This is a genomic window from Paenibacillus sp. V4I7 (assembly GCF_030817275.1).
GTDB lineage: Bacteria > Bacillota > Bacilli > Paenibacillales > NBRC-103111 > Paenibacillus_E.
The window spans coordinates 7,870,190-7,894,179 of the sequence record NZ_JAUSZD010000002.1; the positions used below are offsets into that span (position 1 = coordinate 7,870,190).

The 23,990-nt window shown below is 46.5% G+C and carries 24 protein-coding genes and 1 riboswitch; of the genes, 15 read left to right on the forward strand and 9 right to left on the reverse strand.

The window, feature by feature from the left end; all coding sequences use genetic code 11:
• Positions 1–180: 180 nt before the first annotated feature.
• The gene (locus QFZ80_RS36915; protein WP_307563577.1) at positions 181–792 is read right to left on the reverse strand and encodes a biotin transporter BioY; all 612 of its coding nucleotides are present in this window, start codon (positions 790–792) and stop codon (positions 181–183) included.
• Positions 793–909: 117 nt separating this feature from the next.
• On the opposite strand from QFZ80_RS36915, the gene QFZ80_RS36920 reads away from it, so the two are divergent.
• The 4 genes from QFZ80_RS36920 to QFZ80_RS36935 all read left to right on the forward strand — a co-directional run bounded on the left by QFZ80_RS36920 (position 910) and on the right by QFZ80_RS36935 (position 5,774).
• Positions 910–1,749, forward strand: a complete 840-nt coding sequence (locus QFZ80_RS36920; RefSeq protein WP_307563579.1) for an energy-coupling factor ABC transporter ATP-binding protein — start codon at positions 910–912, stop codon at positions 1,747–1,749.
• Positions 1,740–3,413, forward strand: coding sequence for an ATP-binding cassette domain-containing protein (locus QFZ80_RS36925; protein WP_307563581.1), 1,674 nt, complete (start codon positions 1,740–1,742; stop codon positions 3,411–3,413). The genes QFZ80_RS36920 and QFZ80_RS36925 overlap by 10 nt, the downstream gene beginning before the upstream one ends.
• Before the next feature lie 193 nt (positions 3,414–3,606).
• Positions 3,607–4,380: an EcsC family protein gene (locus tag QFZ80_RS36930; protein WP_307563584.1), complete on the forward strand. Its 774-nt coding sequence runs from the start codon at positions 3,607–3,609 to the stop codon at positions 4,378–4,380.
• A gap of 164 nt (positions 4,381–4,544) precedes the next feature.
• Positions 4,545–5,774: an NAD(P)/FAD-dependent oxidoreductase gene (locus tag QFZ80_RS36935; RefSeq protein WP_307563586.1), complete on the forward strand. Its 1,230-nt coding sequence runs from the start codon at positions 4,545–4,547 to the stop codon at positions 5,772–5,774.
• 73 nt (positions 5,775–5,847) lie between these two features.
• Here the strand turns inward: QFZ80_RS36935 and QFZ80_RS36940 are convergent, their stop codons facing one another.
• Positions 5,848–6,387 carry an NAD(P)H-dependent oxidoreductase gene (locus tag QFZ80_RS36940; protein WP_307550216.1) on the reverse strand — a complete coding sequence of 180 codons (540 nt, stop codon included), beginning with the start codon at positions 6,385–6,387 and terminating at the stop codon, positions 5,848–5,850.
• A 252-nt stretch (positions 6,388–6,639) separates the two neighbouring features.
• On the opposite strand from QFZ80_RS36940, the gene QFZ80_RS36945 reads away from it, so the two are divergent.
• Complete coding sequence (locus tag QFZ80_RS36945) at positions 6,640–7,035, forward strand: winged helix-turn-helix transcriptional regulator (protein ID WP_307563588.1); 396 nt, start codon at positions 6,640–6,642, stop codon at positions 7,033–7,035.
• Here QFZ80_RS36945 and QFZ80_RS36950 read toward each other — a convergent pair.
• Positions 7,032–7,214, reverse strand: a complete 183-nt coding sequence (locus QFZ80_RS36950; RefSeq protein ID WP_307563590.1) for a helix-turn-helix domain-containing protein — start codon at positions 7,212–7,214, stop codon at positions 7,032–7,034. The genes QFZ80_RS36945 and QFZ80_RS36950 overlap by 4 nt on opposite strands.
• A 279-nt stretch (positions 7,215–7,493) precedes the next feature.
• Here QFZ80_RS36950 and QFZ80_RS36955 point away from each other — a divergent pair, with 279 nt between their 5' ends.
• Positions 7,494–7,631, forward strand: coding sequence for a hypothetical protein (locus tag QFZ80_RS36955; protein ID WP_307550213.1), 138 nt, complete (start codon positions 7,494–7,496; stop codon positions 7,629–7,631).
• A 66-nt stretch (positions 7,632–7,697) separates the two neighbouring features.
• Here the strand turns inward: QFZ80_RS36955 and QFZ80_RS36960 are convergent, their stop codons facing one another.
• The 3 genes from QFZ80_RS36960 to QFZ80_RS36970 are packed head-to-tail and all read right to left on the reverse strand — an operon-like array spanning position 7,698 to position 11,180.
• Entirely contained in the window at positions 7,698–8,774 is a 1,077-nt protein-coding gene (locus tag QFZ80_RS36960; RefSeq protein ID WP_307550212.1) for a Ger(x)C family spore germination protein, read from the reverse strand.
• Positions 8,771–9,850: a GerAB/ArcD/ProY family transporter gene (locus QFZ80_RS36965; protein ID WP_307563592.1), complete on the reverse strand. Its 1,080-nt coding sequence runs from the start codon at positions 9,848–9,850 to the stop codon at positions 8,771–8,773. Before QFZ80_RS36965 ends, QFZ80_RS36960 begins: the two co-directional genes overlap by 4 nt.
• On the reverse strand, positions 9,843–11,180 hold the full coding sequence (locus tag QFZ80_RS36970; RefSeq protein ID WP_307563594.1) for a spore germination protein: 1,338 nt from the start codon (positions 11,178–11,180) through the stop codon (positions 9,843–9,845). Before QFZ80_RS36970 ends, QFZ80_RS36965 begins: the two co-directional genes overlap by 8 nt.
• 343 nt (positions 11,181–11,523) lie before the next feature.
• A riboswitch (cyclic di-AMP (ydaO/yuaA leader) is annotated at positions 11,524–11,675 on the forward strand.
• A 97-nt stretch (positions 11,676–11,772) separates the two neighbouring features.
• Between QFZ80_RS36970 and QFZ80_RS36975 the strand changes: the two genes are divergently transcribed.
• From QFZ80_RS36975 to QFZ80_RS36985, 3 genes are read left to right on the forward strand one after another with little or no spacing between them, the layout of a single operon-like run.
• Positions 11,773–13,608: an APC family permease gene (locus QFZ80_RS36975; protein WP_307563596.1), complete on the forward strand. Its 1,836-nt coding sequence runs from the start codon at positions 11,773–11,775 to the stop codon at positions 13,606–13,608.
• 44 nt (positions 13,609–13,652) lie between these two features.
• A complete protein-coding gene (locus QFZ80_RS36980; RefSeq protein WP_057304082.1) occupies positions 13,653–13,913 on the forward strand; it encodes a YqkE family protein in 261 nt (86 codons plus the stop codon).
• Positions 13,910–14,899 carry a polysaccharide deacetylase family protein gene (locus QFZ80_RS36985; protein ID WP_307563598.1) on the forward strand — a complete coding sequence of 330 codons (990 nt, stop codon included), beginning with the start codon at positions 13,910–13,912 and terminating at the stop codon, positions 14,897–14,899. The genes QFZ80_RS36980 and QFZ80_RS36985 overlap by 4 nt, the downstream gene beginning before the upstream one ends.
• Positions 14,900–14,915: 16 nt before the next feature.
• Here QFZ80_RS36985 and QFZ80_RS36990 read toward each other — a convergent pair whose 3' ends face one another.
• Positions 14,916–15,131, reverse strand: coding sequence for a hypothetical protein (locus QFZ80_RS36990; RefSeq protein ID WP_057304084.1), 216 nt, complete (start codon positions 15,129–15,131; stop codon positions 14,916–14,918).
• A gap of 148 nt (positions 15,132–15,279) precedes the next feature.
• Here QFZ80_RS36990 and QFZ80_RS36995 point away from each other — a divergent pair, with 148 nt between their 5' ends.
• From QFZ80_RS36995 to QFZ80_RS37005, 3 genes are all read left to right on the forward strand, one after another.
• Positions 15,280–16,692 carry a hypothetical protein gene (locus QFZ80_RS36995; RefSeq protein ID WP_307563600.1) on the forward strand — a complete coding sequence of 471 codons (1,413 nt, stop codon included), beginning with the start codon at positions 15,280–15,282 and terminating at the stop codon, positions 16,690–16,692.
• 339 nt (positions 16,693–17,031) lie between these two features.
• Positions 17,032–17,604, forward strand: a complete 573-nt coding sequence (locus QFZ80_RS37000; RefSeq protein ID WP_307563602.1) for an NUDIX domain-containing protein — start codon at positions 17,032–17,034, stop codon at positions 17,602–17,604.
• Positions 17,605–17,660: 56 nt separating this feature from the next.
• On the forward strand, positions 17,661–18,032 hold the full coding sequence (locus QFZ80_RS37005; protein WP_307563604.1) for a DUF1284 domain-containing protein: 372 nt from the start codon (positions 17,661–17,663) through the stop codon (positions 18,030–18,032).
• Between the two features lie 34 nt (positions 18,033–18,066).
• Here QFZ80_RS37005 and QFZ80_RS37010 read toward each other — a convergent pair whose 3' ends face one another.
• Together QFZ80_RS37010 and QFZ80_RS37015 are read right to left on the reverse strand one after the other, a co-directional pair.
• On the reverse strand, positions 18,067–18,714 hold the full coding sequence (locus QFZ80_RS37010; RefSeq protein WP_057304088.1) for an SOS response-associated peptidase: 648 nt from the start codon (positions 18,712–18,714) through the stop codon (positions 18,067–18,069).
• Positions 18,715–18,873: 159 nt separating this feature from the next.
• Complete coding sequence (locus QFZ80_RS37015; protein WP_307563607.1) at positions 18,874–19,965, reverse strand: GGDEF domain-containing protein; 1,092 nt, start codon at positions 19,963–19,965, stop codon at positions 18,874–18,876.
• Positions 19,966–20,126: 161 nt separating this feature from the next.
• On the opposite strand from QFZ80_RS37015, the gene QFZ80_RS37020 reads away from it, so the two are divergent.
• The 3 genes from QFZ80_RS37020 to QFZ80_RS37030 all read left to right on the forward strand — a co-directional run bounded on the left by QFZ80_RS37020 (position 20,127) and on the right by QFZ80_RS37030 (position 23,930).
• Complete coding sequence (locus QFZ80_RS37020; protein WP_307563609.1) at positions 20,127–22,349, forward strand: ATP-binding protein; 2,223 nt, start codon at positions 20,127–20,129, stop codon at positions 22,347–22,349.
• Between the two features lie 186 nt (positions 22,350–22,535).
• A complete protein-coding gene (locus tag QFZ80_RS37025; RefSeq protein WP_307550192.1) occupies positions 22,536–23,114 on the forward strand; it encodes a Pvc16 family protein in 579 nt (192 codons plus the stop codon).
• Between the two features lie 12 nt (positions 23,115–23,126).
• A complete protein-coding gene (locus QFZ80_RS37030) occupies positions 23,127–23,930 on the forward strand; it encodes a beta-sandwich domain-containing protein (protein ID WP_307550190.1) in 804 nt (267 codons plus the stop codon).
• The last annotated feature ends 60 nt before the right edge of the window (positions 23,931–23,990 follow it).

Here is a 23,990-nt window from a genome sequence, read left to right on the forward strand (position 1 = left end):
ACTAGCTTACACGTCAGGGCATTACAATCGAATAAAAATTCCGTGCTGCACATTACAAAATCGTAAAAAATGATATCCCTACACGAATAGCCATACAAAAACGGCCTTACAGCTGTAAAAGATTTGAGGTATGAGCTCAGATCTTCTACGGCTGTAAGGCCGTTGTTCATTTTCAGAGTCTTAAATGCTAAGATCTGTAGGACTATTACGTTTAACAACGCTATGTGAAGAAGAGCCCGTAAGTCTTTGCGGGGGAAATACCTGGCGTATAGGAGCAATGATGAGTGCTGCAACCACAGCTTTGATTGCATCTCCTAATAAGAATGGATAGCACGCTGCTGCCATGGCTTTGGCGAATGTATAGGTAGGTACTTTGTACATTAACCAAGGAACTCCGGCCAGATATAGAATGAGAGAGCCGAATACTTCAAGGACAAGGAAGGCAGCGATGTAACCCATGATGCCATTCATCCGAATACGAGGTAAAATAAGACCGATAAGCATAGCCGAAATAGGCCAAATCATAATAAAGCCGCCAGTAGGTCCGAGGACGACGCCTAAACCGCCATTCCCGTGAAGCAGGGGAAATCCGATGGCTGTGAGGACGACAACGAGTGCCATGCTAAAGAATCCATAGCGAGCTCCCAGAAGTCCGCCAGCTAGCATAACCGCCAGTGTTTGCAATGTAATAGGCACGGGTGTCAAAGGAAGAGAAATTTTCGCAAAGCTGAATAAAACGAGAATAGCGGCAAATAGTGCACTGAAAACAACGCCGCGGAGAGTGAGTTTCATATTGTTCATCGCTCCTGTTTCTGTTATTGTTGATGTATTGTCAACTAATTAGACAGACATTGGTTGACAATCAGATGATAGCACATCTTTTGTGAAAGTGAAAGGAACATTTTACATATGGCAAACAGAGAGATTTTAGCTTCTTTGGAGAGAGCCTCCGTTATCTATCGAACAGAATCGGGAGAAGGAAGGCAAGTGTGGTCCGATGTCTCCATGGATATTCATCAGGGTGAATGGATTGTCGTCATAGGACCGAATGGCAGCGGAAAAAGCACACTTGCCAGCGTATTACTGGGCTTAAGTCCGCTCTCCAGTGGGCAGTTCGTTCATAGACAAGACCAGCATAGGCTAACCCGAGGTGTGCTGCAAATACCTGATGCCCAGTTCGTTGGAGATACCGTTCAGGAAGAACTGGACTACCTGCCGAATGGGCAGAATTTAAGCCCAGAAGCACGTGAACAGTGGTACATTGAAACCTTGTCTGCTGTTGGATTGACGATTCCAATACAGCGAGCGCTTAACACGTTATCCGGTGGGCAAAAGCAGTTGGTGAATCTCGCAGCAGCGCTTGCTGCTCAACCAAAGATTCTTGTATTAGATGAGCCGACCGCAATGCTGGACCCTGCGGCAAGGAAGGAAGTGCGTCAAGCGGTAAGCGAAGCCCATAAGCGTGGGACGACGATCGTGTGGATTACCCATCGTTTGGAAGAGTTGGCTGATGCTACGCGTGTCGTTGGTTTTGGAGAGGGAAGGATAACCTTTGATGGGGAGACGAGAGCGTTTTTTTATGGGGGAGGGGGGGGATTACCGGGCATGACACCCTGTATGGAGTTAGGGTTTGATCCGCCTTTTGTGGTCAAGACAGTCAATGATCTGCTGCAGCAAGGTTGTCAGCTTGACCTCCTCCCATTAAATATGGAAGAGCTGGCCAAGGCGGTGACAAACATATGCCCATAGTTCTGCAGGACATTCGGGTAGATGCTCCGGACGACCCTAACAATCAACTGCTGAAGGATATCAACTTCAAGTTGTCGGATGGATCGCTGACTTTGTTGATTGGCCATACGGGTTCAGGGAAATCAACATTGCTGCAGGTTATGGCGGGAATTCTAGAACCAACCTTAGGGAGGATTACCCTTGATGAGCAGCCATTATGGCACAAACGGAAAGTAGACCAAGCTCATCTCCTGCGTCTAGGTCTGATCTTTCAATTCCCCGAGCAGCAGCTGTTCGCGCGCAGTGTACGCCAAGAATTCGCGTACTCCTTGCGTCCTTACCGGCTCGGGGCGGACGAACGTGAGCGCCGCATTCACGCCGCTTGCGCCGACCTCGATCCACGTGGCGTCATCGGCATGGATCGGTCGCCTTTCTCGCTCAGCGGCGGCGAGCAGCGCCGGCTCGCGCTGGCCACAACCTTCGCCACTGCGCCGGATTGGCTCCTCATGGATGAGCCAACTGCCGGCTTAGAGGCGGCAGCCGTTCGCGAATTGCTGCGCATCATTCGCGCGCGCGAGCGTGGCGGCTTCGTCATCGCCACGCACGACCTGGACACGTTCTTTCCGCTAGCGGAACGTGTCCTCGTTCTAGACCGCGGCGCGCTCGTCTTCGACGGCTCGCCGGCAGAGCTTTGCCGCGCGCCGGAGGTGCTCACGTGCGCGGGGGTCGGCCTCCCGAGCTGCGTGGAGGCCGCTATAGAGCTGGCGCGATATGGCATCGCCATCGCGCCGGACCGGCTCACGCCGGCGCTTGCCGCGCCGGCGATCGCAGAGGCGCTGTGCGAACGCGCCAGCGCCAGCACTAGGCCGGCGCCGCAAGCGGCAGCGCCGAGCCCGCAGACCACGCGCGAAGCTGGCGTGGCCCCGAAGCCGCCGCAGGCCGCTTGGCTGCGGTTCGACCCGCGCGCGAAGTGGCTGCTCTACCTGCTGCTCGTCATCGGGACGATGCAGCAGCAGGAGTGGAGCGGCCTCGCGGCATCCATGCTGCTCCTCGGCCTCGCGTTTCTCGGCCTGCCGCGCACCGTCCTGCGCGGCAGCATGAAGATCGCCCTGCCATTCCTGATCTTCATGTTCATTTCGATCCTTCTGGCAGGGCTGGACTGGTCAACCGCCGAAGGGCAGTTTCCGCTTGGTTTCTCGGCGGAGCGTGGCTGGAGCACGGCACTCACGTTGACACGTTTGTTTCTGGTCCTCATGGCAGGCTATTGGCTAGCCGTCACGACGCCTTATGGTCAGCTTGTGCAAGGGCTTAATTGGGCCTTGAAATATTTCAGCAAAGCCAAGCTGCCGGTTGAATCCTTTTCCTTGGCCGTCTCCTTGATTTTTCGCTTCATTCCGCTCATCCTGCGGGAGTGGCAGCGGTTCTCAGCCATCGTAAGAGCCAGAGGCAAAGCATCAATCCGCCCGGGTGCTGTTCGCACACGGGATATCCCGGCGCTGGTCGTCCCCCTGCTGCTCGCTATGTTTCATAAGGCAGAGCAAATGACCATTGCAATGGAACTAAAAAAAATCGACGGTAAACAGATGCTTCTGAAGAAAAACACTTTACAGTGGCGAGGTATGGACACCATTCTCGTTGTCACGGGAATTCTTTGTTTTTCATTGCTAATGTACATGCAATTATAAATTTCCAGGGGGCTGTCCTAAATGTAGATAATTCTACTTGAGGAAAGCCCCTTGTTCTTTGTGCTCTTCTTTATTCTCTTCTGCCGTTCATCATACCGCTCTTCCCGCATTCTTCTCTTCCCACCACGTCATGTTGAGACCAATCGTTCCGTATACTATACTTAAATGAAGAATAGGGATGGCGGTGACGAGAATGGAAACAGCGTACACAATTTACGAGCAGCAGATGTTAAAAAAGCTGAAACGCTGGGAAATCCGGCAGCAGAAGGCTCCCAACCTAATGGAGAGAGCCTCCAAATCTGTTCAAACCAGCATCAACAACTTGATCCCCGACAAGGTTCATAAGACAATAACCGCAACCGTCAAAGGAATCATACAAACGACCCTATTCGGTATGAATTACATTCCTAAAAACGACCCGTTATATGGCGTCTCCTTAGCAGATAGCGATGCCAAAGCTGAGGAATTATTGTCCCTATATAAAAAGATTGCCGCAGCAGAAGGAGCAGGTGCGGGAGCGGGTGGGATCCTGCTAGGACTTGCGGATTTCCCAATTCTGATCGGCATTAAGTTGAAATTCCTATTTGAACTGGCGCATGCGTACGGCTACTCGACCAAAGATTATCGAGAGCGGTTATTTATTCTCTATGTGTTTCAGCTAGCCTTTTCCAGTCCGAATAAGAAACCGGATCTTCTTCACACCATTAAGAATTGGCATAGCATTTCGCATTCTTTTCCACCGGCTGAGGACTACATGAACCAAGTGGATTGGCAGCAGCTGCAGCAGGAATACCGGGATACGATTGATTTTCGTAAAATGCTTCAGCTCGTCCCCGGCATCGGGGCGGTCGTGGGCGCTTGGGCGAACTTTGGTTTGCTGGAGGAGCTCGGCGTGGCAGGGATGAACTGTTTTCGCTTACGCAGATTACATGATAAAGCAGAGAGCGACGGATTCGAATCGAAATAAAATCCTTAGCGATCATACAAACTGGTCAAATTTATAGTGATTTTCGATGAGAAATAGCATATGATAAAAGAAAGAGTCGTCAACCGACTCGTCTTGTGAAAGTATGTGATATTTTTCACAAGCATATATGTGATTTATTTCACAAATCGGAGGAGAGGATTTCAATGAGCAAACCGAAAGTGGTTATTCTTGGCGCAGGTTACGGTGGTCTGGTTACAGCAATTAGACTTCAGAAGCAGATGAAAGCAAGTGAGATGGATGTTACCTTGGTGAACAAACATGATTATCACTACATGACGACGCATCTGCATATGCCGGCTGCCGGTACCGATCATCACGATAATGCCCGTGTGGCGATTGCGGATTTGATTGATGAGCGTAAGATTCATTTTGTGAAATCAACGGTAAGTCAGATTTTTCCTGAGGAAAAGAAGGTTGTGCTTGGCGATAGGGACCTCTCCTACGATTATCTGGTTATTGGGCTGGGGAGTGAGACGGAGACATTCGGCATTCCTGGGATGAATGAATATGCGATGTCGATTAAGAGCATTAACAGCGTGCGCTTTATTCGCCAGCATATTGAATATATGTTTGCCAAGTCAAAAATGGAGCCAAAGAGGACAGAATACCTCACCTTTGTGGTTGGGGGCGCAGGCTTCACTGGAACAGAGTTTGTGGGCGAATTGGCGGATCGGATCCCTGTGCTGAGCAGGACCTATGACGTAGACCCGTCCGCTGTGAAAATCATCAATATCGAAGCCTCCCCATCGGCGCTGCCTCCCGGTCTACCTGAAGATCTTGTCGAATATGGCATGGAAGTCATGCGCCGCAAGGGTGTTCAGTATAAACTATCTGCACCAATTAAGGAGTGCACGCCAGATGGCGTTATGTTGGGCAATGGCGAGTTCATTCGTGCAGGCACCGTTGTTTGGTCGGGAGGCATTCGCGGAAATTCCTTACTACAGCAAGCGGGATTTGATGTACAGAGGGGGAGGGTCAAAGTGGACGAGTGCTTGCGCTCTTACCAATATCCCGATGTATTTATTACAGGTGATTGCTCCATTGTGATGAGCCCTCAGGGGACACCTTATCCGGCGAATGCCCAGATTGCCGTTCAGCAAGGCTACAACGTAGCGAGAAATCTCCTATATGCCGTTCGCGGCCGCGAACTTAAGCCGTTCGCATACGATTTCAAAGGGACTGTGGCATCCTTAGGCCGAGGAGAGGCAGTAGGTCTACTCAAAGTGAAGAAAGTCAAAGGCAAATTCGCCGCTCTCCTGAAAAAAGTCATCGATGCTCGCTATCTATACCTCATTGGAGGCATCCCGCTCATATGGAAAAAAATGATTTTCAAACAAAAAACAACAGCCCGCAATTATCATGTGCCGAATTGAATGAAATGATAGGCAAAAAACTGGATAGAGAAATCAGAAATGAATCTGAAGTTCTCTATCCAGTTTATTTTATTCAATGAACGAGCACACGCATGGAAGTTTGGATATGATCCGTGTACTTTTTTGCCTCTTGTGCAAGTTGTATATCTGTGGCTTCATTCGCATTATAGGTGACAAAAGCGGGAAGATAGTTGCCGTTGCATCTGGTGATGGTGCTTTGTATTGGTCTTAATAATTCGCTGATCGTGAACCAGTTGTTACCCCCCGAACGGTATCCGCTTTCCGTCCCCCCTGTTGTCGTTGCAACAATGAACTCTTTGCCTTTCAAATGATCACCTCCGGGTCCGAAAGCCCAGCCATACGTTAAAACATCATCGAACCATTTTTTTAAAAGAGGTGGGGAGCTATACCAATAAAAGGGGAACTGGAATACTACCCGGTCATATTGGAGCAGCAATTGTTGTTCCCTCTCTCTATCGATTTTCCAATCGGGGTACTCTTGATAAAGATCTCGGACATCAATGTTGGCGTGTTTCTTCAGCTCAAGTATCCAAGTCTGATTGGCACGGGAGTGATTCAGCTGGGGATGAGCGATAATAACCATTATATTCAAAGTAAACATCCTCTCTCTTTTTGCGTAGATTAGCGAGTTACATCCTCATTATTGTGGGGAATTTCATTTTTGAAAAGTACGCTTTTTATTCATACTATGTCAGCTAAAACGTACCATGGGTGGTACTTGATTCCGACAGATAGTACTAAAAATCGTACTAAGTACGATAAAACATCGTACTATTTTATTTTCGGATACTTTGATAAAGTAACAACTATGAAGGTCATAATCTTGGGATCGGGAGTTGGGATCATGCGGGAGGAAAATCGCGATTTCAATACGACGCAGGGGATATTGGCTACTCTGCAGGTGATCGGAGGGAAATGGAAGCCGCTCATTTTATTTATTTTGCTGAATGAAGGCACTAAGCGCTTCGGGGAGCTGAGACGTCATCTTCCGAGTGTCACGCAAGGTATGCTCACCAATCAACTTCGTGAGATGGAGCGAGATGGACTCGTGGTACGCCGTGTGTATCAAGAAATTCCGCCCAAGGTTGAGTACTTTTTGTCCGATCACGGAAGAACGTTAAGTTCGGTTTTAACCAATATGTGCGGTTGGGGATTTAGCCATATCGAATTTTTGAAGAATGCAAATGTAAATGGCGGAACAGAGAATAATGATAATCAGGAAGACGTTAATACCGTTTAATAAATCCTCTGGTTCAATAAATCCATCCTATACTGCCTTGGTGTTATCCCTGTCCACTTCTTAAAAGCACTTTGAAAGGCGCTTGGCTCTGAGAAGTGAAGAAGGTAAGCGACCTCTCCTATTTTATATTCCGGTTTAGCCAAATAACCAACAGCAAGCTCTTTTCGAACTCGATTCATGAGTGAAATGCACCTCTTTTAAAGAAATATTTCTGCAGCTTAGCCTTATCATCAAATGATACAAAGAACTAGCCATATCCTCTATGCAGTGTCGGGACGCTTGCTTGTGAGAATGATTGTAGGACAGTCCGATGATAACGTTTCTCCTCTATTTGCCAATTGATGTTGTATCCACTGCATACGATCACATTATATTTTTGAAAAGCCGCTAAGCCTTGACCGATGGACACACCTTCCTGGTACTACCGATGGGTGTACAAACAAGCAGGGCATCATGTCATGAAGCGTGGGACCTTGCAATTCAGTGGAGTCAATCCCGTCAAGATTACAGAAATAACTCCCGTTAAGTCCTCAACGGATAAGCAGCGTGATAAGTGGCTAGCAGATGTTGAGAAGTTAGGTTTGAAGCGTTCATAGAAATAGAAAAAGACTAAAAAAATGCAGCTTGGAAGCTGTGTTTTTCAGTCGTTTCTGCCCTTATGTTCACGAATCAATCGTATTAAATTTCAAATTCCCACTATTTCTAATTCTTACTTTCACATTTAATGTCACTTTCAGCTGAGGATACCAGTTTTTTCTCCATTCCTTTAATTGCGCATGAGAAAGATCATTACGGAAATATTGTCCATATCCAAACAAATCAGACTGATTTTCCTGCAGTTTGGCAATCATCGCCTTAGCCCGCTTACTCAACAAGTTTTTGAGTTCCTCCTTTATCTGTTCTTTACTGGGATTGCCCTTCGTCTCCAGAAGCATGACAATAACCTTCATTTCCGTTTCCACTTGAGGTGTATTGCTCTTAAAATGATGACGGTGCTTAAAATCAACGTCGACTAGAAGCACGTTGGCATGCTCCATTACTTCTACATTAGCCCCCTGAAAATTACCTTTCATAATGTTGTAGATTAGCGTATCATCCGAAGAAATTGTTCCTACCATGAATCCCCGGCTCATGATGGCGGAACCATCTAACTGAAACATCGTACGCTCTCCAGGTTTAATTATAGGAAGAGCAAAATCTTCCGTATGCGAATAAACCCCTCGAAACGCTTCCCATAAATACACAATAGAAGTAGTGGGTGTCCAACCAGCCAACTTGTTGAAATAATCATAGCTCGCAGTGCCACCTTCCGCTCCGCCTTGCTCTTTTTTGTTTAACATTTCGATAAAATCACCTCTATACACAGAAACCAGCGCTTTAGGTGCAATGTCATGAGACCTAATGGCATATTCAAGCACTTCTTTTATACCAAGCTTAGCGGTTTTTTCATCAATCATCAGAAGTTTGAGATGCAGTAAATCAATACTGCTTTCTACATTTCCTCGCATCCGATCCAAGGCTTCACTGATTGTTGAGGCTTCCCCAGTTATGATTCGTGGCATCATATTCTTGGCATTATTGGGAGGTATTCGAAGCCCTACCTTATACGTTTTTGCATCTGTTAGACTAATAGCCATTGCTACAGGCAGTATCCTTTTATTAATATCCTTATTGTCCCAACAGCCCGATAACAGGGAGATAGTTAGGAGGGCAAAGACTAAACGAAGTATGTATTTCATCCTTGGTTAACTCGCCTCCTTTGCAGCGCGCCAATAATCCCAATTACAACTGGAAAGATAAAGATACTATAAGCTCGGAGCCCAGTATCCAGCCAAATTAATTGTTCAGTTTCAGACCAACCTGGAACCAGTGAACTAAGAAAGTAGGTAATGAGTGTAATAATTACACTTAACCACTTATTGGATAAGGGAACAACGATGCTCCGAAACATTTCAGCTATGATCCAAATTAAAACCGCACTATAGACAATTAGAAAAGCAATCATAGAAGTTGTGTAAAAAAGCGTCATTCTCTCGAATATGGACCAGCTCATATCGATTGTATCCATTCCTGTGTGAAGAGGAAATTGGAATTGAATGACAGTCTCTTGCCCGAAAATGAGAAGGGGTATATAAACGGATGCCAAATATAAAGGACTCAAGCCAGCAACCAAAAGGATGAATACCTTGCGGCTGCGCGCGACATTTTGAAAAAAAGGATGAATCATACCCAAAAATAAAAACCCAGAAAAAGCAAAAAAACTGGAATAATAAGCAGGATGCCTCAAAAAATCAAAGGTAGTGTTCCAAATGGGGAAGGCATTACGTATATCGAAATTTGACATGGAGCTGCTGAGTGCTGCAGAAATCCAAGGTATGAACAAAACGGAGATAATGACACTAGTTCTGAGCACTGTTCCAATGCCATGCCAAGCTGCAAACAAGCCCAAAAAGATAAAGCAGAGTAAGGCCCATATCGGCGTTTTTGGTAAAAATACGATGGTCATCATTTCAGAATATACTCTAGAGATTAATACTAGAGTCGCTAGGAAATATAACATGATTGGAATTAGAAGGATTCTTGATAGCCAGGGTCCCAAAGCTTGTTTACAAATCTGAACGATCGTCATATTAGGGAAAGATGACAGGCCTCTCAGATAGATCCACATCACAATTACTTCAAATAGGCAGCCAATCAGTATCGCTTCCCAATGGCCCTTACTTGTCGATTCAAATATTTTCTCAGGATATACAAAAAAAATCAGTCCGAAATGGACAGTAATGAATGTCAGATAGACGGATATTTTATTAACCATCCTGGGGACCTTCCTTTACATTTACATTGATATAAGCGACATCCAATGTCGTGATAGAGGCCATATAGATGGACAGCCAAATGAGTCCGCCAATTGTTCCAAGAACACCAAAAATGGCACTAAGCACGATCAGAACATATTTAGCCATTCGAATAAACAAGCCATTTTGTACACCGTTCAATGTAAAATTCGCTAAAGCGGAAGCGGCCAAAACAATAATGAATAGATTGCTTACCAATTTTGCGCTTACAACGGCTTGCCCAAGAATAATTCCACCCACTGTTGTTATCGAGGGACCGATACTCTTGGGAAGGCGAACACTGGCTTCAATCAGCATCTCTAGAATAATTAACATAAATATGACTTCCAAAAAGGCAGGATAGGGTACCCCTTCACGGCTCTGAGCAACAGACAAAGCTAGTTGTATTCTCAAAACCTCTGGATTCACGGAGACCAACGATACATAAAGAGCAGGTAAGACTATAGCGATAAACAAGCCGATAATCCGAAGCGTCCGCAATGAAATCATTGTGACCTTGGGGAAGTTACGATCTGAGTTCACACACCAGAGATCTATAATGATAACGGGCATAACAAAAGCAAACGGAAGCCCTTCGATAAACAGGATAACACGACCATTTTTCAGGTGGTCAGCCGTTTCTGCCGGTCGCTCAGAAGTTAAACAAGGGGACATAAGACTGAAATTCCCTTTTCCTAAAACTTTAATGATTTCTTGCAAATGATGAAATTCTTTTGCTTTGTTTGCCTCGAGCTTCTTAATTAAAGATGTAAGTAAATTATGATTTACAGAGTCTGATAAATAAGTTACGGTCGTTCTTTTTGGTTGTTTTGTCCCCAAAATCAAGGTTTTCATGGTTAGTGTAGGGGATCTTAGCTCGTCGCGGATCAACGCCATATTGGTGTCCAAATCCTCATTAAATGCTACAAAAGAAGAATCAATGACGTTTTCATTTTGTGGAACATTTAGCGTTCTCCTAATCGTTGACGGAACAGGCTTGATAACAAAATTTCTTATAGGGTTATCGAGTAAGTATATGACTAAATTACCTTCCAATAAGCTGCTCATCTGCAAGTCGTAAGAAGCGTTTAATTTGCCATTAAATAGGCTTATTTGTTGCAGCCAATCACTGATTGGACTGGACTCCATCCAAGATAATAATTGATTCGTTTGTGAAAGGTTAACAAAGGGGCGAAAATAACAAAATACAACTTCCTTATCCAAAAGTTGTTTTCGTTCCATAACAAAATCGCTATTTGACTCAAATTGAAGTTTAAGTCTGGCTATATCCGTTGTTTCTGTCAGATTCATGTCATCACCTGAAAGTAGGTTTCCTTGGAAAACGGAAATTTATTCCTTACCCCTCAGAAGTGAATGGTTAGATGATTATGCAGTTCCTCATTTGTTTCTTGTACAGGAGTTAGAGTTACCATCATAATGCAATATTCTCCTTTACTTTGCTCCAATAATAACTCGGATCATTAACAAATGTTTAAAAAACCACGATGTAATAAGAGAACAGAAGAAAATCAATGAATCGTATGATTGTAAGCGAATTATTGAGTGAAAGTGGTGGTTGGAGTTATCTTTTTAAGTTTTTTCGATCCTTTACTATGCTGCAAGAAGAGAGTAGTATTCAACTCGTACGTTACAGTTGAATATTTCGCTTAATTTTCTTATTTAGAAAAGCGGGGGAACCATAAGATTCATGGGGTGAGTAAAGGTGCTTCAGTAGGGTACCTTTTAGGGCAGATTCTCGCGGCCCGAACCCGACAGCTAACCTCGTAAGCGACCGTGGGAAGGAGAACATGTGTATAAACACAAGGTCTATCCTTGTGTTTTTTTGCGTCCTAAAACGCAGTTTTCAGTCAGAGACTAGGTTTAATTGGAGGAAATAACACGAATGACAAGCGATTCATTAAAAAAAATTATGTTTGGCAAACCGCTCAAATCCAGCGAAATTGAATCAGAAAAATTGCCGGTTTGGAAAGGACTGCCGATTCTATCCTCGGATGCCTTATCGTCGGTCTCCTACGGGACAGAGCAGATTCTTTTAGAACTCGCGACCGTTGGGATTGCCGCTTTTGCGTTCTCTTTGCCCATTGCGATATCCATTATCGCTTTGATTATGCTTCTTGTTTTGAGCTACCGACAGGTGATTGAGGCGTATCCGCAAGGCGGCGGAGCCTATATGGTTACCAAAGAAAATCTAGGAATGGCATGGGGAAGATTGACAGGAGTTTCGCTGCTTATCGACTACACACTTACCGTTGCCGTTTCAATCTCTGCCGGCGTGCAGGCGATTACGTCAGCTTTTCCATCGGCGGTGCCGTATATTGTTCCGATTACTTTAATTCTTGTATGGATCATGGTTTGGCTTAATCTGCGAGGAACTTCAGAATCAGGTACGATTTTCGCTATTCCAACGTACTTTTTTATTCTTTGTATATTACTGCTAGTGGGCAAAGGCATATACGATATGCTGACAGGATCATTGAATACGCATCCTATTGCGTTTGCTCCGAGTTCAATGACGAGCTCATTAACGTTATTCGTCCTTTTAAAAGCATTTTCCTCCGGGTGTTCAGCCGTGACAGGGATCGAAGCCATCTCCGATGCCGTGCCGCATTTCCGCACACCGTCCGTAAAAAACGCGAAGCGTACGTTAGTATCCTTAGGGACACTTTTGGCTATCGTGTTTGGAGGAGTAACGATCTTAGCTTTGGGATATGGCATTGCACCTGATCCTAATGGTCATACATCCGTATTATCGATGGTAACAGAGCATGCTTTTGGTCGTGGAGCGATGTACTATGCAACTCAAATCGGTACCATGCTTATTCTAGTTTTGGCAGCCAATACTAGCTTCAACGGGTTTCCAATCTTAGCATCCATTATGGCACAGGATAAAAACTTCCCGCGTATGTTCTCATTCCGAGGAGACCGACTTTCGTTTCATTATGGTATTATCACACTCGGCGTACTGGCCAGTATTCTTCTTATTGGTTTCAAAGGTAAGACAGATGCACTCATTCCTCTATATGCGATAGGCGTGTTTTTATCTTTTACACTTGCGCAAGGCGGCTTGGTTCGTAAATGGTTGAAAGAGCGTGTGAAAGGTTGGATCGGAAAGCTGCTCATCAATGGTTTTGGCGGGATCGTATCTCTTGCTGTTTTACTCATATTTTCTATAACTAAATTTTCCGAAGGTGCGTGGATTGTTATTATCATAACCCCACTGCTGCTTTGGTTAATTACGAAAATTAGTCATCACTACGATGATGTAGCGAATCAATTGCGTATTGATATAACGATTGAGCGGGTTTACACGAAGGAACCATTGATTATTGTGCCTGTGGCGGGCATTCATCGGGTTGTAGCACAGTCCTTGAGCTATGCGAAATCGTTGTCGCCAAACGTAATTGCCTTCTACGTATCGTTCTCAGATGAAGATGAAGAATTGATGCAGGAGAAGTGGGAGAAGTGGGATCCGGGCGTTCGATTGGTTGTTTTTAAATCACGTTATCGGACGATCCTGAAGCCGCTAGCTGAATTTATCGAGAGAATTGACACGCATGTTTCGGAAAAACAAAACATTATGGTCATTTTACCGCAATTTATGCCGAAAAAATGGTGGCATCGACTGCTCCATAACCAATCTGCTGCACGTATTCGCGCGAAGCTTCAAGCGGATAAAGATATCGTCGTGGCGACGGTACCGTATCATTTGCACGAGTAGAAGTGTACAATAATAGGGAGAAACTGAACTGAGGTGAACCCGTTATGGCTAAGAAAAAATGGTCGTCTACTCCTGCTGTTACCAGCGTGCAAGATAAACCTGCAACACTTAAGGATTTACTGCGCCCTGAAATACTTGAGGGACTCAAAGCGCAAGCTGATGCCATGAAAGCAGAGGAACAAGCGAAGAAAGATGCAGAGAGAGCGAAGGCGGAAGCTGCTCGCAAAGCAGAAGAAAAGCGGCTTGAGAATGATTTTGGACATCTGCTGAGTAAGAGCAGTCTGGATTGGCGTAAGCACAAATGAGGGAGCGCACGTTGTGCCTCCTTTTCTTTCTTTTTGTAATGACAGCGCTATCATCCTGTGAGATTGGTAATAGAGAGGCAGCTCAAGGGGCTGCTGAAGTAAGTGGTGCCCCGGCAGCGACAACAATACCACCACCGACTTCAACATCAACACCAATAGAAACACAAATAGAAACACAAATAGAAACACCAATAGAAACACCAATGACAATGAATACTCCGACGATTCCATCATCGGACTCAAGCGATCCAATTTCATCGCCTAATCCGGCTATTTCGTCTTTGGAAAAAACCTTGATCGACCGTTACCGAGACGCTAAACCAAAGAAATGGGGCGAAAATGTCCCTGGGGTTCGGACACAACTTACTACGGAGGAACAAGTGATTGCGCTGACCTTTGACGCATGTGGGGGGAAGGAAGGCAGTGGGTACGATAAGAAGCTAATCGACTATTTGATCAAGGAGAACATCCCGGCTACCTTATTTATCAATGCGAGATGGATAACGGCTAACATGGACATATTTTCCAAATTGGCCGCAAACCCACTGTTTGAGATTGAAAATCATGGAACCGAGCATCGGCCCTTGTCCGTAAATGGCAGGTTGGCGTATGGTATCGAAGGAACCAAGAATGTGAACGATGTTATTCATGAAGTGAAAGACAATGCTGACCAGATCGAGAAGCTGACTGGACGGCGTCCATTATTTTTTCGTTCGGGCACAGCCTATTATGATGATATTGCAGCAGGAGTCGTTCAGGATTTGGGCTTTCAGTTGGCTGGGTACAATGTACTCGGCGATGCTGGAGCGACTTATAACACGGAGCAGGTATACAAAGCGCTTTTAAAAGCCCGAAGCGGTTCTATCGTACTAGCTCATATGAATCGCCCGGAGAAAGATACCGCAGAAGGCATCATGAAAGCTATTCCTGAGCTTCAAAAAGCGGGCTACCGCTTCGTTCTTTTAACTTCCTCTACATTAAACTAAGCGATAGCTGCAGCGGCTATCGTTTTTTCATTTCAAAAAATTCACAAGCCTCTCGATCATAGTACGTCAAATCACTAACACGAGTTTGTACGACAACCGTTTTTTCACTGAAACGCAATACAACTGCATTCGAATCTACAATGTGATCATCTTTGAAAACACGGACGACAGCCTGTCTTTCAACAGCATCTTGAAAATCCGTATCCGTTACTAAGCGTTGATTTCTAGCCATCCTCGGCATTCCCCTTACTTGGTTAAAATAGTTCTTCTATTGTACCACAAGGTGTCGCACAACCCGAATTTACACGAACTCCTCCGCCCAGCCTAGCATACAATGTAGCACCAAATGCTGTATGGGCAGAGAGGATGCGTGATCTGGGGTGGACATTCAATTATTGCCGATTCATTGGGTCTATTTCGTATTTATCGGTTTTATTCTTACCCTATTAATCAAGCGTAGAGACACGACGATGATTTGCGTGGTTGGTATTTTCGCGCTTGGCTTGCTGGCAACGGAAACGTTGAGCGGCTCCGTTTCTGGTATTTTCAATAGCTTCATTTATGCAACCAAAGAGCTGATGGGTACCATCATGATCATCTCCATTATTGTAGCGATGAGCCGCGTGCTCATTCGAACAGGCATTAATGAAACCATGGTCGCTCCGCTAACCCGTTTTCTGCGCACGCCTGCTTTAGCTTTCTGGGGTATCGGTATCATTATGATGGTGACGTCATGGTTTTTCTGGCCGTCTCCCGGTGTTGCGCTCATTGGTGCTGTTCTTTTGCCGGTTGCCGTCCGCGTTGGTTTGCCAGCGCTAGGTGCAGCTATGGCGATGAATTTATTCGGACATGGGATTGCGCTTTCGGGGGATTACATTATACAGGGAGCTCCTAAATTAACAGCAGATGCAGCTGGATTACCGGTGACTGCCGTCATGGAGGCAAGCATTCCGCTGGTTATCGTGATGGGGCTTGTGACGACGATCACCGCTTTTTGGATGATGCGGAGGGATATGAAGAACGGAACGTGGCGGAATGGCCTCGTGGCGAGTGGTCCTGGGGATAGTGGTTCCCTCATTTCGGCTACTTGGCAGGCCAGGGTCAATTTATCCCCGAATTTGAAGAAAACGTTGGCGATCATGATTCCTCTGCTCTTCGCCTTAGACGTAATTGCGATGTTCGTGCTTAATCTGCAAGGGGGAGATGCGACAGCGCTCGTTGGGGGCACCGCCGTATTCATTCTCATTGCGGTGACGCTGCTCGCGCATCGGAATCAAGGACTAGAACAAACGACCTCCTACCTCATCGAAGGTTTTGTATTCGGTTTCAAAGTATTCGGCCCCGTGATCCCGATCGCCGCTTTCTTCTATCTAGGCGATTCCGCCTTCACGGAGTTGTTCGGCAAAGTACTTCCGCAAGGTTCGCACGGGATCGTGAACGATCTGGGTGTGGCACTCGCGGGGCAAGTGCCGCTGAACGGCGCGATCGGTGCCGTGACGCTTACCGTCGTAGGCGCCATAACGGGCCTCGACGGCTCCGGCTTCTCCGGCATCTCCCTCGTGGGCTCGATTGCGCAGCTATTCGCTGCCGCCATTGGCTCCGGCGCGGCTGTGCTCACAGCGCTCGGGCAAGTGGCCGCCATCTGGGTCGGCGGCGGCACGTTAATTCCGTGGGCGCTGATTCCAGCAGCGGCCATCTGTGGTGTGAGTCCGTTCGAGCTGGCGCGACGGAATTTACTGCCTGTGCTCATCGGCCTCGCGGTGACGACGGTCGTGGCGATGTTTTTGGTGTAGGTGTAACATTTAACCCGTTACTCCGTGGGAGTCTCCACGGGTGTGGCGGGTTTATATGTTTGTTTTGGGAGGGACCCAAACCATCAAACCATCCAAACCACCAAAATCACCCAAACCACTACAGATGCTATTTACACAATGTTGGTGTTGGTGTTTCGCAGTTTCTAAATTCAGCGATATCGCAAGACAAGTGCAGGAAGTATCTCTAATTTCCCATACAATGAACGGAAAACGTACGGGATCGGAGTTGCCTATTTTCCACCTTAAGCATTAAGCTTACATACAGTGAGCTCGAATGGAAGTTGGAATTTAGACTATTGGAAGTTGGAGATGAGAGAGATGGAAGCCAAGTTTTGTATGACCTGCGGAGCCGCTATGGAGTCGCGCGATGTGGATGGCACGATAAGAAGAGCTTGTACGGAGTGCAGCTTCGTTCATTGGGGTAATTATAGCATCGGTGTAGGTGCACTCGTGATGAAGGATGAGAAGATGCTGCTTGTGCGCAGGGCTCAGGAGCCAGGGAAAGGCCGATGGACCAACCCAGGTGGTTATATTGAGCAGCATGAGCTGATCCAAGATACGATTGAGCGCGAAGTGTTGGAGGAAAGCGGAGTCAAAGCAGTTGTTACTGGTCTAGTAGCTGTGCGCGATTTGCCTAGAAGCATACATAATGTATACATTGCTTTTGAATTGGATTACATAAGCGGTGAGCCTCAGCCAGACGGCGTGGAGGTCGATGCAGCAGGATTTTATAGCTTGGCAGAGATGGAAACGATGAATGTGGCGGATTTTACACGCTGGCTCATTGATGTTGCCCTACATTCCAAAACGACGGGTCTCGTAGAAGATAAAGATCCAATCATCAAAATGGATGGATACGGATTGTACCGTGTCCCTAAAATTACGATATGACAAATGCGATTCAGCTGAGGGGACATCACTTACTTTGTCTGTTGGGATACAGAGGAATGGGTTATTCGAAAGAGTTTTGCGAAAACATGACGACTGTCTACGAAGAATTGCGTCAAAAGCCCGAATCGATGATCCGCATAGTCCTTGGACCTGATGATCTATGCGCAGCTTACCCGAAGGATCAAGAAGCGCATTGTGAAAATAGGACAGTTTATCAACGTGATGCAGAAATCGTCACCAAGCTTGGCTTGCAAGTGGAGATGGAGCTGAGCTGGTCGGAGATTTGTGGGCAAGTGGCTGACCGTGTAAAACCGGACGAGATTGGTCACCTATGTGCCACATGCCGTTGGGAGCCTTACGGTGTTTGTGCGGAAGGCGTACGATTAATCGGGGAAGGTGGCGTCCTGCCGCCTGTCATTAACAAATAAGAGGGCCCCGCGTGTAGACGCAGCCCTCTTTTTTTCATACAAAAACACTGACATCCGAACCGCTTTCCAGCTTCTCTTCAGGGGATGACAATACATTTGCAACCATGAGCAGATCATCTACAGGTCGAAGGATGGATCTGAGGAGTCTGCTGTCTTTCATCTCTGGCTGCAGCCACATCTCGGCCTGATCTTGGTCGAGTATCGCCGGCATTCTGCGTTGATAAGGAGAGACGAGTGAGTTCGCTTCTGTCATCAGCATCATACACGTACGAAGCTCCTCTTCACCAGATGGAGCCCGCCAGACATCATACAGCCCTGCGATGCCGAAGGTACCGCTGCGCATTTTGAACTTAATCCACTCTGTCTCTTTTCCCTCCGTGACACTAATATAAAATCCACTGCAAGGAATGATACAGCGCTGCTTTCTGACGATACGCTCGAAGACGACATTGGTGAAGATCGAATCGCGGTCCCCGCATACGGCATCTTTAGCCCAGAACGGCATCAGACCCCAACGGAATTCATCAAGGATACGTTCTCCCTTTTTGTTCATCATCACAGCGGAAACAGACTCTGTCGGCCGCACCTCATAACGATTGGAGCTATACGATAGCAGCCGATCAATGCGGAATTGTTTAACAAGTTCGTTGACATCAGCAAGAATAGATATGGAATGACACATATGTTTACCACCTTATTTGGTTTTGGCTATTATTTGCCTAATCAACCAAATACATGTATGAGGCATATCGTTTTATTCAGAATCGGAAAGTTGGCTTGATATATATGAATGGCTTCGGAAAAAAAGCCAGAAGCTTTAGGGCTCCTAGCTGAAGAACATCTATTCAGAAATATGCGAATGAATGCGGTTTTTCCCATTTCTTTTGGCGGTATACAAACATTCATCAACAAGCTGGAACCAGGCTTTTTTCATTGTGTTGCGATTATAGCTAGCGAGCCCGATACTCATCGTTAACGGTTGATCCGGCATCTCAGGTATTTCGGTACTCCGGATGATTTCCATTAATTTTTCGCAAATATGTAAAACTTCCTCGTGTGATTTATTTACAAACAGAACCGCGAATTCCTCACCACCATATCGAAAAGACATATCGTCAGGGCCGAGCACGTCTTTCAGAATGGAGCCGATCGTTTTGAGAACCATGTCACCGACCCAATGCCCGTAAGTATCATTAATCGTTTTGAAATTATCGATATCGATAAGAGCAAGCTCAAGCGGCGTATCATGGGGCATATGCGAAATCAGATGATCGGTATGTTCTTGAAAAGAACGATGATTAAATAACTCGGTGAGCGCATCCACTTTGGAAAGTCGATCAATCATCACATTTCGAATAAGGAGATCCTGTTCGCGGACGACCGAATCTTTTAACTCTGTGATGAGAACTAGTCCTTTACTCATGATTGCAAAGCACACAAGTGCCGTTAAGGTGAGGACTGTAATAGACACGACCACATCAGAGGGGATTAGAGCATGCCCTTGATATACCTGGCAAACTAGTAATGAAATTAAATATACAATGCCTAAACTATAAGCGAAAAAAATATATTTCTTTTGGAAATAGATAGAGGCTAAAATAATAGGGATACTAATTAATTCGTAGCTGCTCATCAGCTCAGGAATACGAATAATAAAGATACTAACCATGGTCATGGTCCATATAATCATGATAAAATCGCTGTATTGTTTCAGAAAGTGAATAGCCAAATAACCGGCTCCCATTAAGATGAGCAGTAGGCAAGCCGTAATGATTTGAACTTGCATGAAGCTGTTAAACCATTGCGGCGGCTGATCATACAAATTATAGAAGAATCCAAAGATAGCAACTATTTCATAGATTAATAGGATCCACCATAAAATATGTATAAGTTTTCGATTCCATATATGATCATTAGCCGGAAGTTGTTCCATGTAGAGGAGGCCACTTTCCTTTCGGGTTAGCAATTATTGGAAAAACATTTTGTGCCTTATCAAATCATTGTAAAGAATAACCACCCGTTTAGGCAAGCTGTTTACTAAGGGGATGGATTGTATTTTTTTGTAAATATAGATCAGGGTTATCAGGAGGGGCTATGGCAGCTCAAGGTTACATACATGCATGGGAACATTATAAGGATGAGCTTACCTTGTTGGATAAAAAGCTTGAGCTTTTATATAAGCGTCGTCAAAAGCTAACGCCCGACCCGCAAACGGATTCGTTTCGCGGGATGTTCGTGTCCGAAGACGAGTTCATCCGCCTCATAGGCGGACCAAGTGGAGATGAGGAACATGATGGGGAAGAACTCGAGCTGCTGGCTAGTATTCAGAATTCGGAGGCGTTCATTGCCCTGAGACGTGAAGAAAGCCGTAAGGCAGGCGTTTTCTTGCCTCTGTCGTATGTATCTGCTGTGTTTGGGTTATCGCCCGTAGAAGAGCGGTTCGTTATGCTAGGGCTCGCAGTCGAACTGGATCGTAAATATGAACGCATCTTCGGCTTTTTACAAGATGATCTGACCTGCAAAACACCTAATATTAGTCTGGCACTCCAAATCGCTTGCAGCACCTCAGAGGACATGCGGGCAGCACGAACGACATTCATGGCGCCCGAGGGTAAACTGGCGCGCTATGTGCTTCACCGCGAGGCGCAGGAAATTAGCGGCCAGACGTTATTGTCTAGGCCGCTGCTTCTGGATAAACGAATCATCTCATTCATGCTGGATTCCGGTGAAATGGACCCGAAGCTGAAACCGGCCGTCCGGATGGTTTATCCGGATGACGAGCTGGCGCCTCTGCTGGTCCATGAGGATTTTCAGCAGCGGCTGCAGGGCTTCATCCAAATAGCGTTCCAGGCACCGGCGGCTGAGCGCAAACGGCTCGCCTTCCACCTCTGGGGGAATGCGGGCGCAGGCAAGAAGCTTCAGGTGGAGCATCTCAGCAGCCACTTCAATAAGCCGCTGCTGCTTGCCGACCTCGCGGATGTGCTTCTGCACGCAGCGAGCTTTGAAGATCAGCTGAGCGCGATTGTTCGCGAAGCGATCCTGCACCAAGCCGTGCTGTGCTTCACACGGCTGGAGGCGCTCTATCCGGAGGAACCGGATCTTGCGGCGCAGCGGCGACTCGGGTGGTTTCACGAGCTGCTGGACGGCTACGGCGGCATGGTGTTTCTGCTGGCCGGGCGGTTCAACCGGCTAACGTGGAAGCCCAAGGAGCGGCTGCTCCTTGAGCACGAACTGCAAGTGCCGGACGAAGGCGGGCGTGAGCGCCTTTGGACGGCATTCGCGCGCGAGCTCGGTGTGAGCGCGGACGTGGACTGGCGGGTGATGAGCGGGAAATTCCGCTTCACCCCGGGGCAAATTCGCCGCGCGCTGACGCTGGCGCGCGGGTATTCCGCCTGGCAGCGCGAGGCGCAGGCCGCTGTGGAGGGATCCGGCGACGTGGCTGCGCCGTACGCGCTGCGAGCCGATGCGCTCTATAAGGCTTGCTACCAGCAGGTGCAGCACAAGCTCGAGCGCAAGGCGACGCGCATTGAGCCTCGCTATGGGTGGGGGGATGTCATACTCCCGCCTGAGCAGAAGGATCAGCTCCGCAATGCGTGCAATCAAGTGAAATACCGTGGCGTTGTCTACGGCGACTGGGGGTTCGAGAAGAAGCTGGCCTACGGCAAGGGGCTGAGCATGCTGTTCGCCGGTCCACCGGGCACGGGGAAGACGATGTCTGCACAGGTTGTCGCCGGTGAACTCCAGCTGGAGCTATACAAGGTCGACCTCTCGCAGGTGATCAGTAAATATATAGGCGAGACCGAGAAGAATTTGCATGAGATCTTTGAGGAAGCGCAGCTCAGCAATGCGGTATTATTCTTCGATGAAACCGATGCGCTATTCGGAAAACGTTCGGAAGTGAAAGATTCGCATGATAAATATGCGAACATTGAAACGGCCTACCTGCTTCAGAAAATGGAGGAGTATCAAGGAATCACGGTGCTGGCAACGAATCTATTAAATAATATTGATGAAGCCTTCCTGAGGCGAATCAATTACGTCATTAAATTTCCTTTTCCGGATAGTGAATATCGTGAAAAGATTTGGCACGCTATGTTTCCCCCTGCAGCGCCTCTTAGCGATGATGTCGATTTTAAATATCTAGCGCAGCGCTATGAGATAGCCGGTGGGAATATTAAGAACGTAGTCCTTTCTTCGGCCTTCCTAGCTGCTGAGGCTGGCGAACCCATAAGGATGCAGCATATTATCAAATCGATTCGGCATGAGCTGCAGAAATCAGGCAAAATCCTTGCCCGCCAGGAGTGGGAAGAGTACTAAATATAGAAGGTGGGGGCGCGCAGCTGTACTCTTCTTTCGCCCAAATCTTTTTAAAAGCAGAATTACAAATAAATAAATTAATTCCTATAGTCAACCTAGTAAATTGCAATTATAATAGAAAAAGGTACACAATATGACATAATCCTTACCATTTACATTACATAACTAGGTATTTTGAGGCAGGAAGTGATTCCTATTGGCGATTATTCTGTAATTGCAGATGTAAGCGCATCTTTAATCAAGCTTCTCAGAGAAAACATGACTCCTGATCCCATTCCTCAACCAGAGATGATTGGGCTTGCTTCGCCTGTCGATAAAGGGGATTTCTACTTATCTCTTTATTTGTACAACGTCCGCGAAAGCGGCGATAATCGTCGCACTCACATGATTGCTAGAGGGACAAATGAAATTCAGTATCCGCCTATGGTTGTAGATCTTAGCTACATGCTAACGGTACAATCACCAGCAGAGCTGCAGTCCAGAGCGTTGGACGAGCATCGGATACTAGGAAGAGCGATGCAAGTGCTCTACGATCATTCTATACTTCGAGGTTCTATGACCCTCGGAACACTAGCCGAGCAAGATGAAGAAGTTCGCATTGTCATGGATCCTATTACAGGAGACAGCATGCTGAATATGTGGAATTTCGCTGATACCCCTTACAGACTCTCTGTTTGCTATTCAGTTGGGCCTGTAAATATCGATTCAACCCGCATCAAGACAACCAAAAGAGTTTCGGAAACCGATTTTCGTATACAGGGTTAGGGGGCATAGGTTGTGGACCATATTCGCGTATCGCAATTGAAAACCCGCGTATCCTTGGTTGTATGCGTCATTGATGCAATTACCTCAAAAACTCCTCTTGGCAACACCACCACCGTATATCTAGAAGGCACCCGTTCGAAAGCAATTCATAAAACGAATGGTTCCTATATATTCAATGATTTACCGCCCGGTGATTACCGTCTTAAGGTAAGCAATGAGCACTATTTTCAGGAGCAAACTCTCATCACAGTAGGAACCGACAATTTTATAGAGGTTGTTCAGTTAAAGCCGCTTCCTTCTTATCCTTTTTCGCAAGGAACAGGACTTATCCGAGTCATGCTGCAGCATGCAGACGGGGCTCCTTTGAAGGATGCCAAGCTGCAGGCGATGATATTATCGGAGGAGTGTGCCCGTGCTCGAATTATGGTAGACCAAGTCGACAAGGGAGCACTCGAAGTAACACTGGGTTCGTTTACAGGTGTTATTGCAGTTGGAGATTCTTACTTGCTTCGAGGACGAGGTCCTAAATCTGCCGAAGAGCAAATTCGAATTGCCCAGGTATTGGAGCATCAAAAGCGTTTTCGTCTAGAGAAAAAGCTGACTAAAGTATTCACTCGAGGTGCACTGCTGCTGCCCATCCAAGAAAGCCGCGTTACAGAAAAAGGAGAGGCCGTTATTGCTTTTCGCGGCAATCGGATTCCGTCCTTTCAGACAGAGTTGGCTATTACATACGGCGAAGATCGGCGGCATATTATGAAGGAAGTAATAGTAGCAGAAGGAATAACGACGAACCTCGGCGTTATTCGGCTCACGTAACCCTAATTAGTAGAATGGACACGTCCATCTTCTATACAAAAATGACAAGCAGAAAGGAGA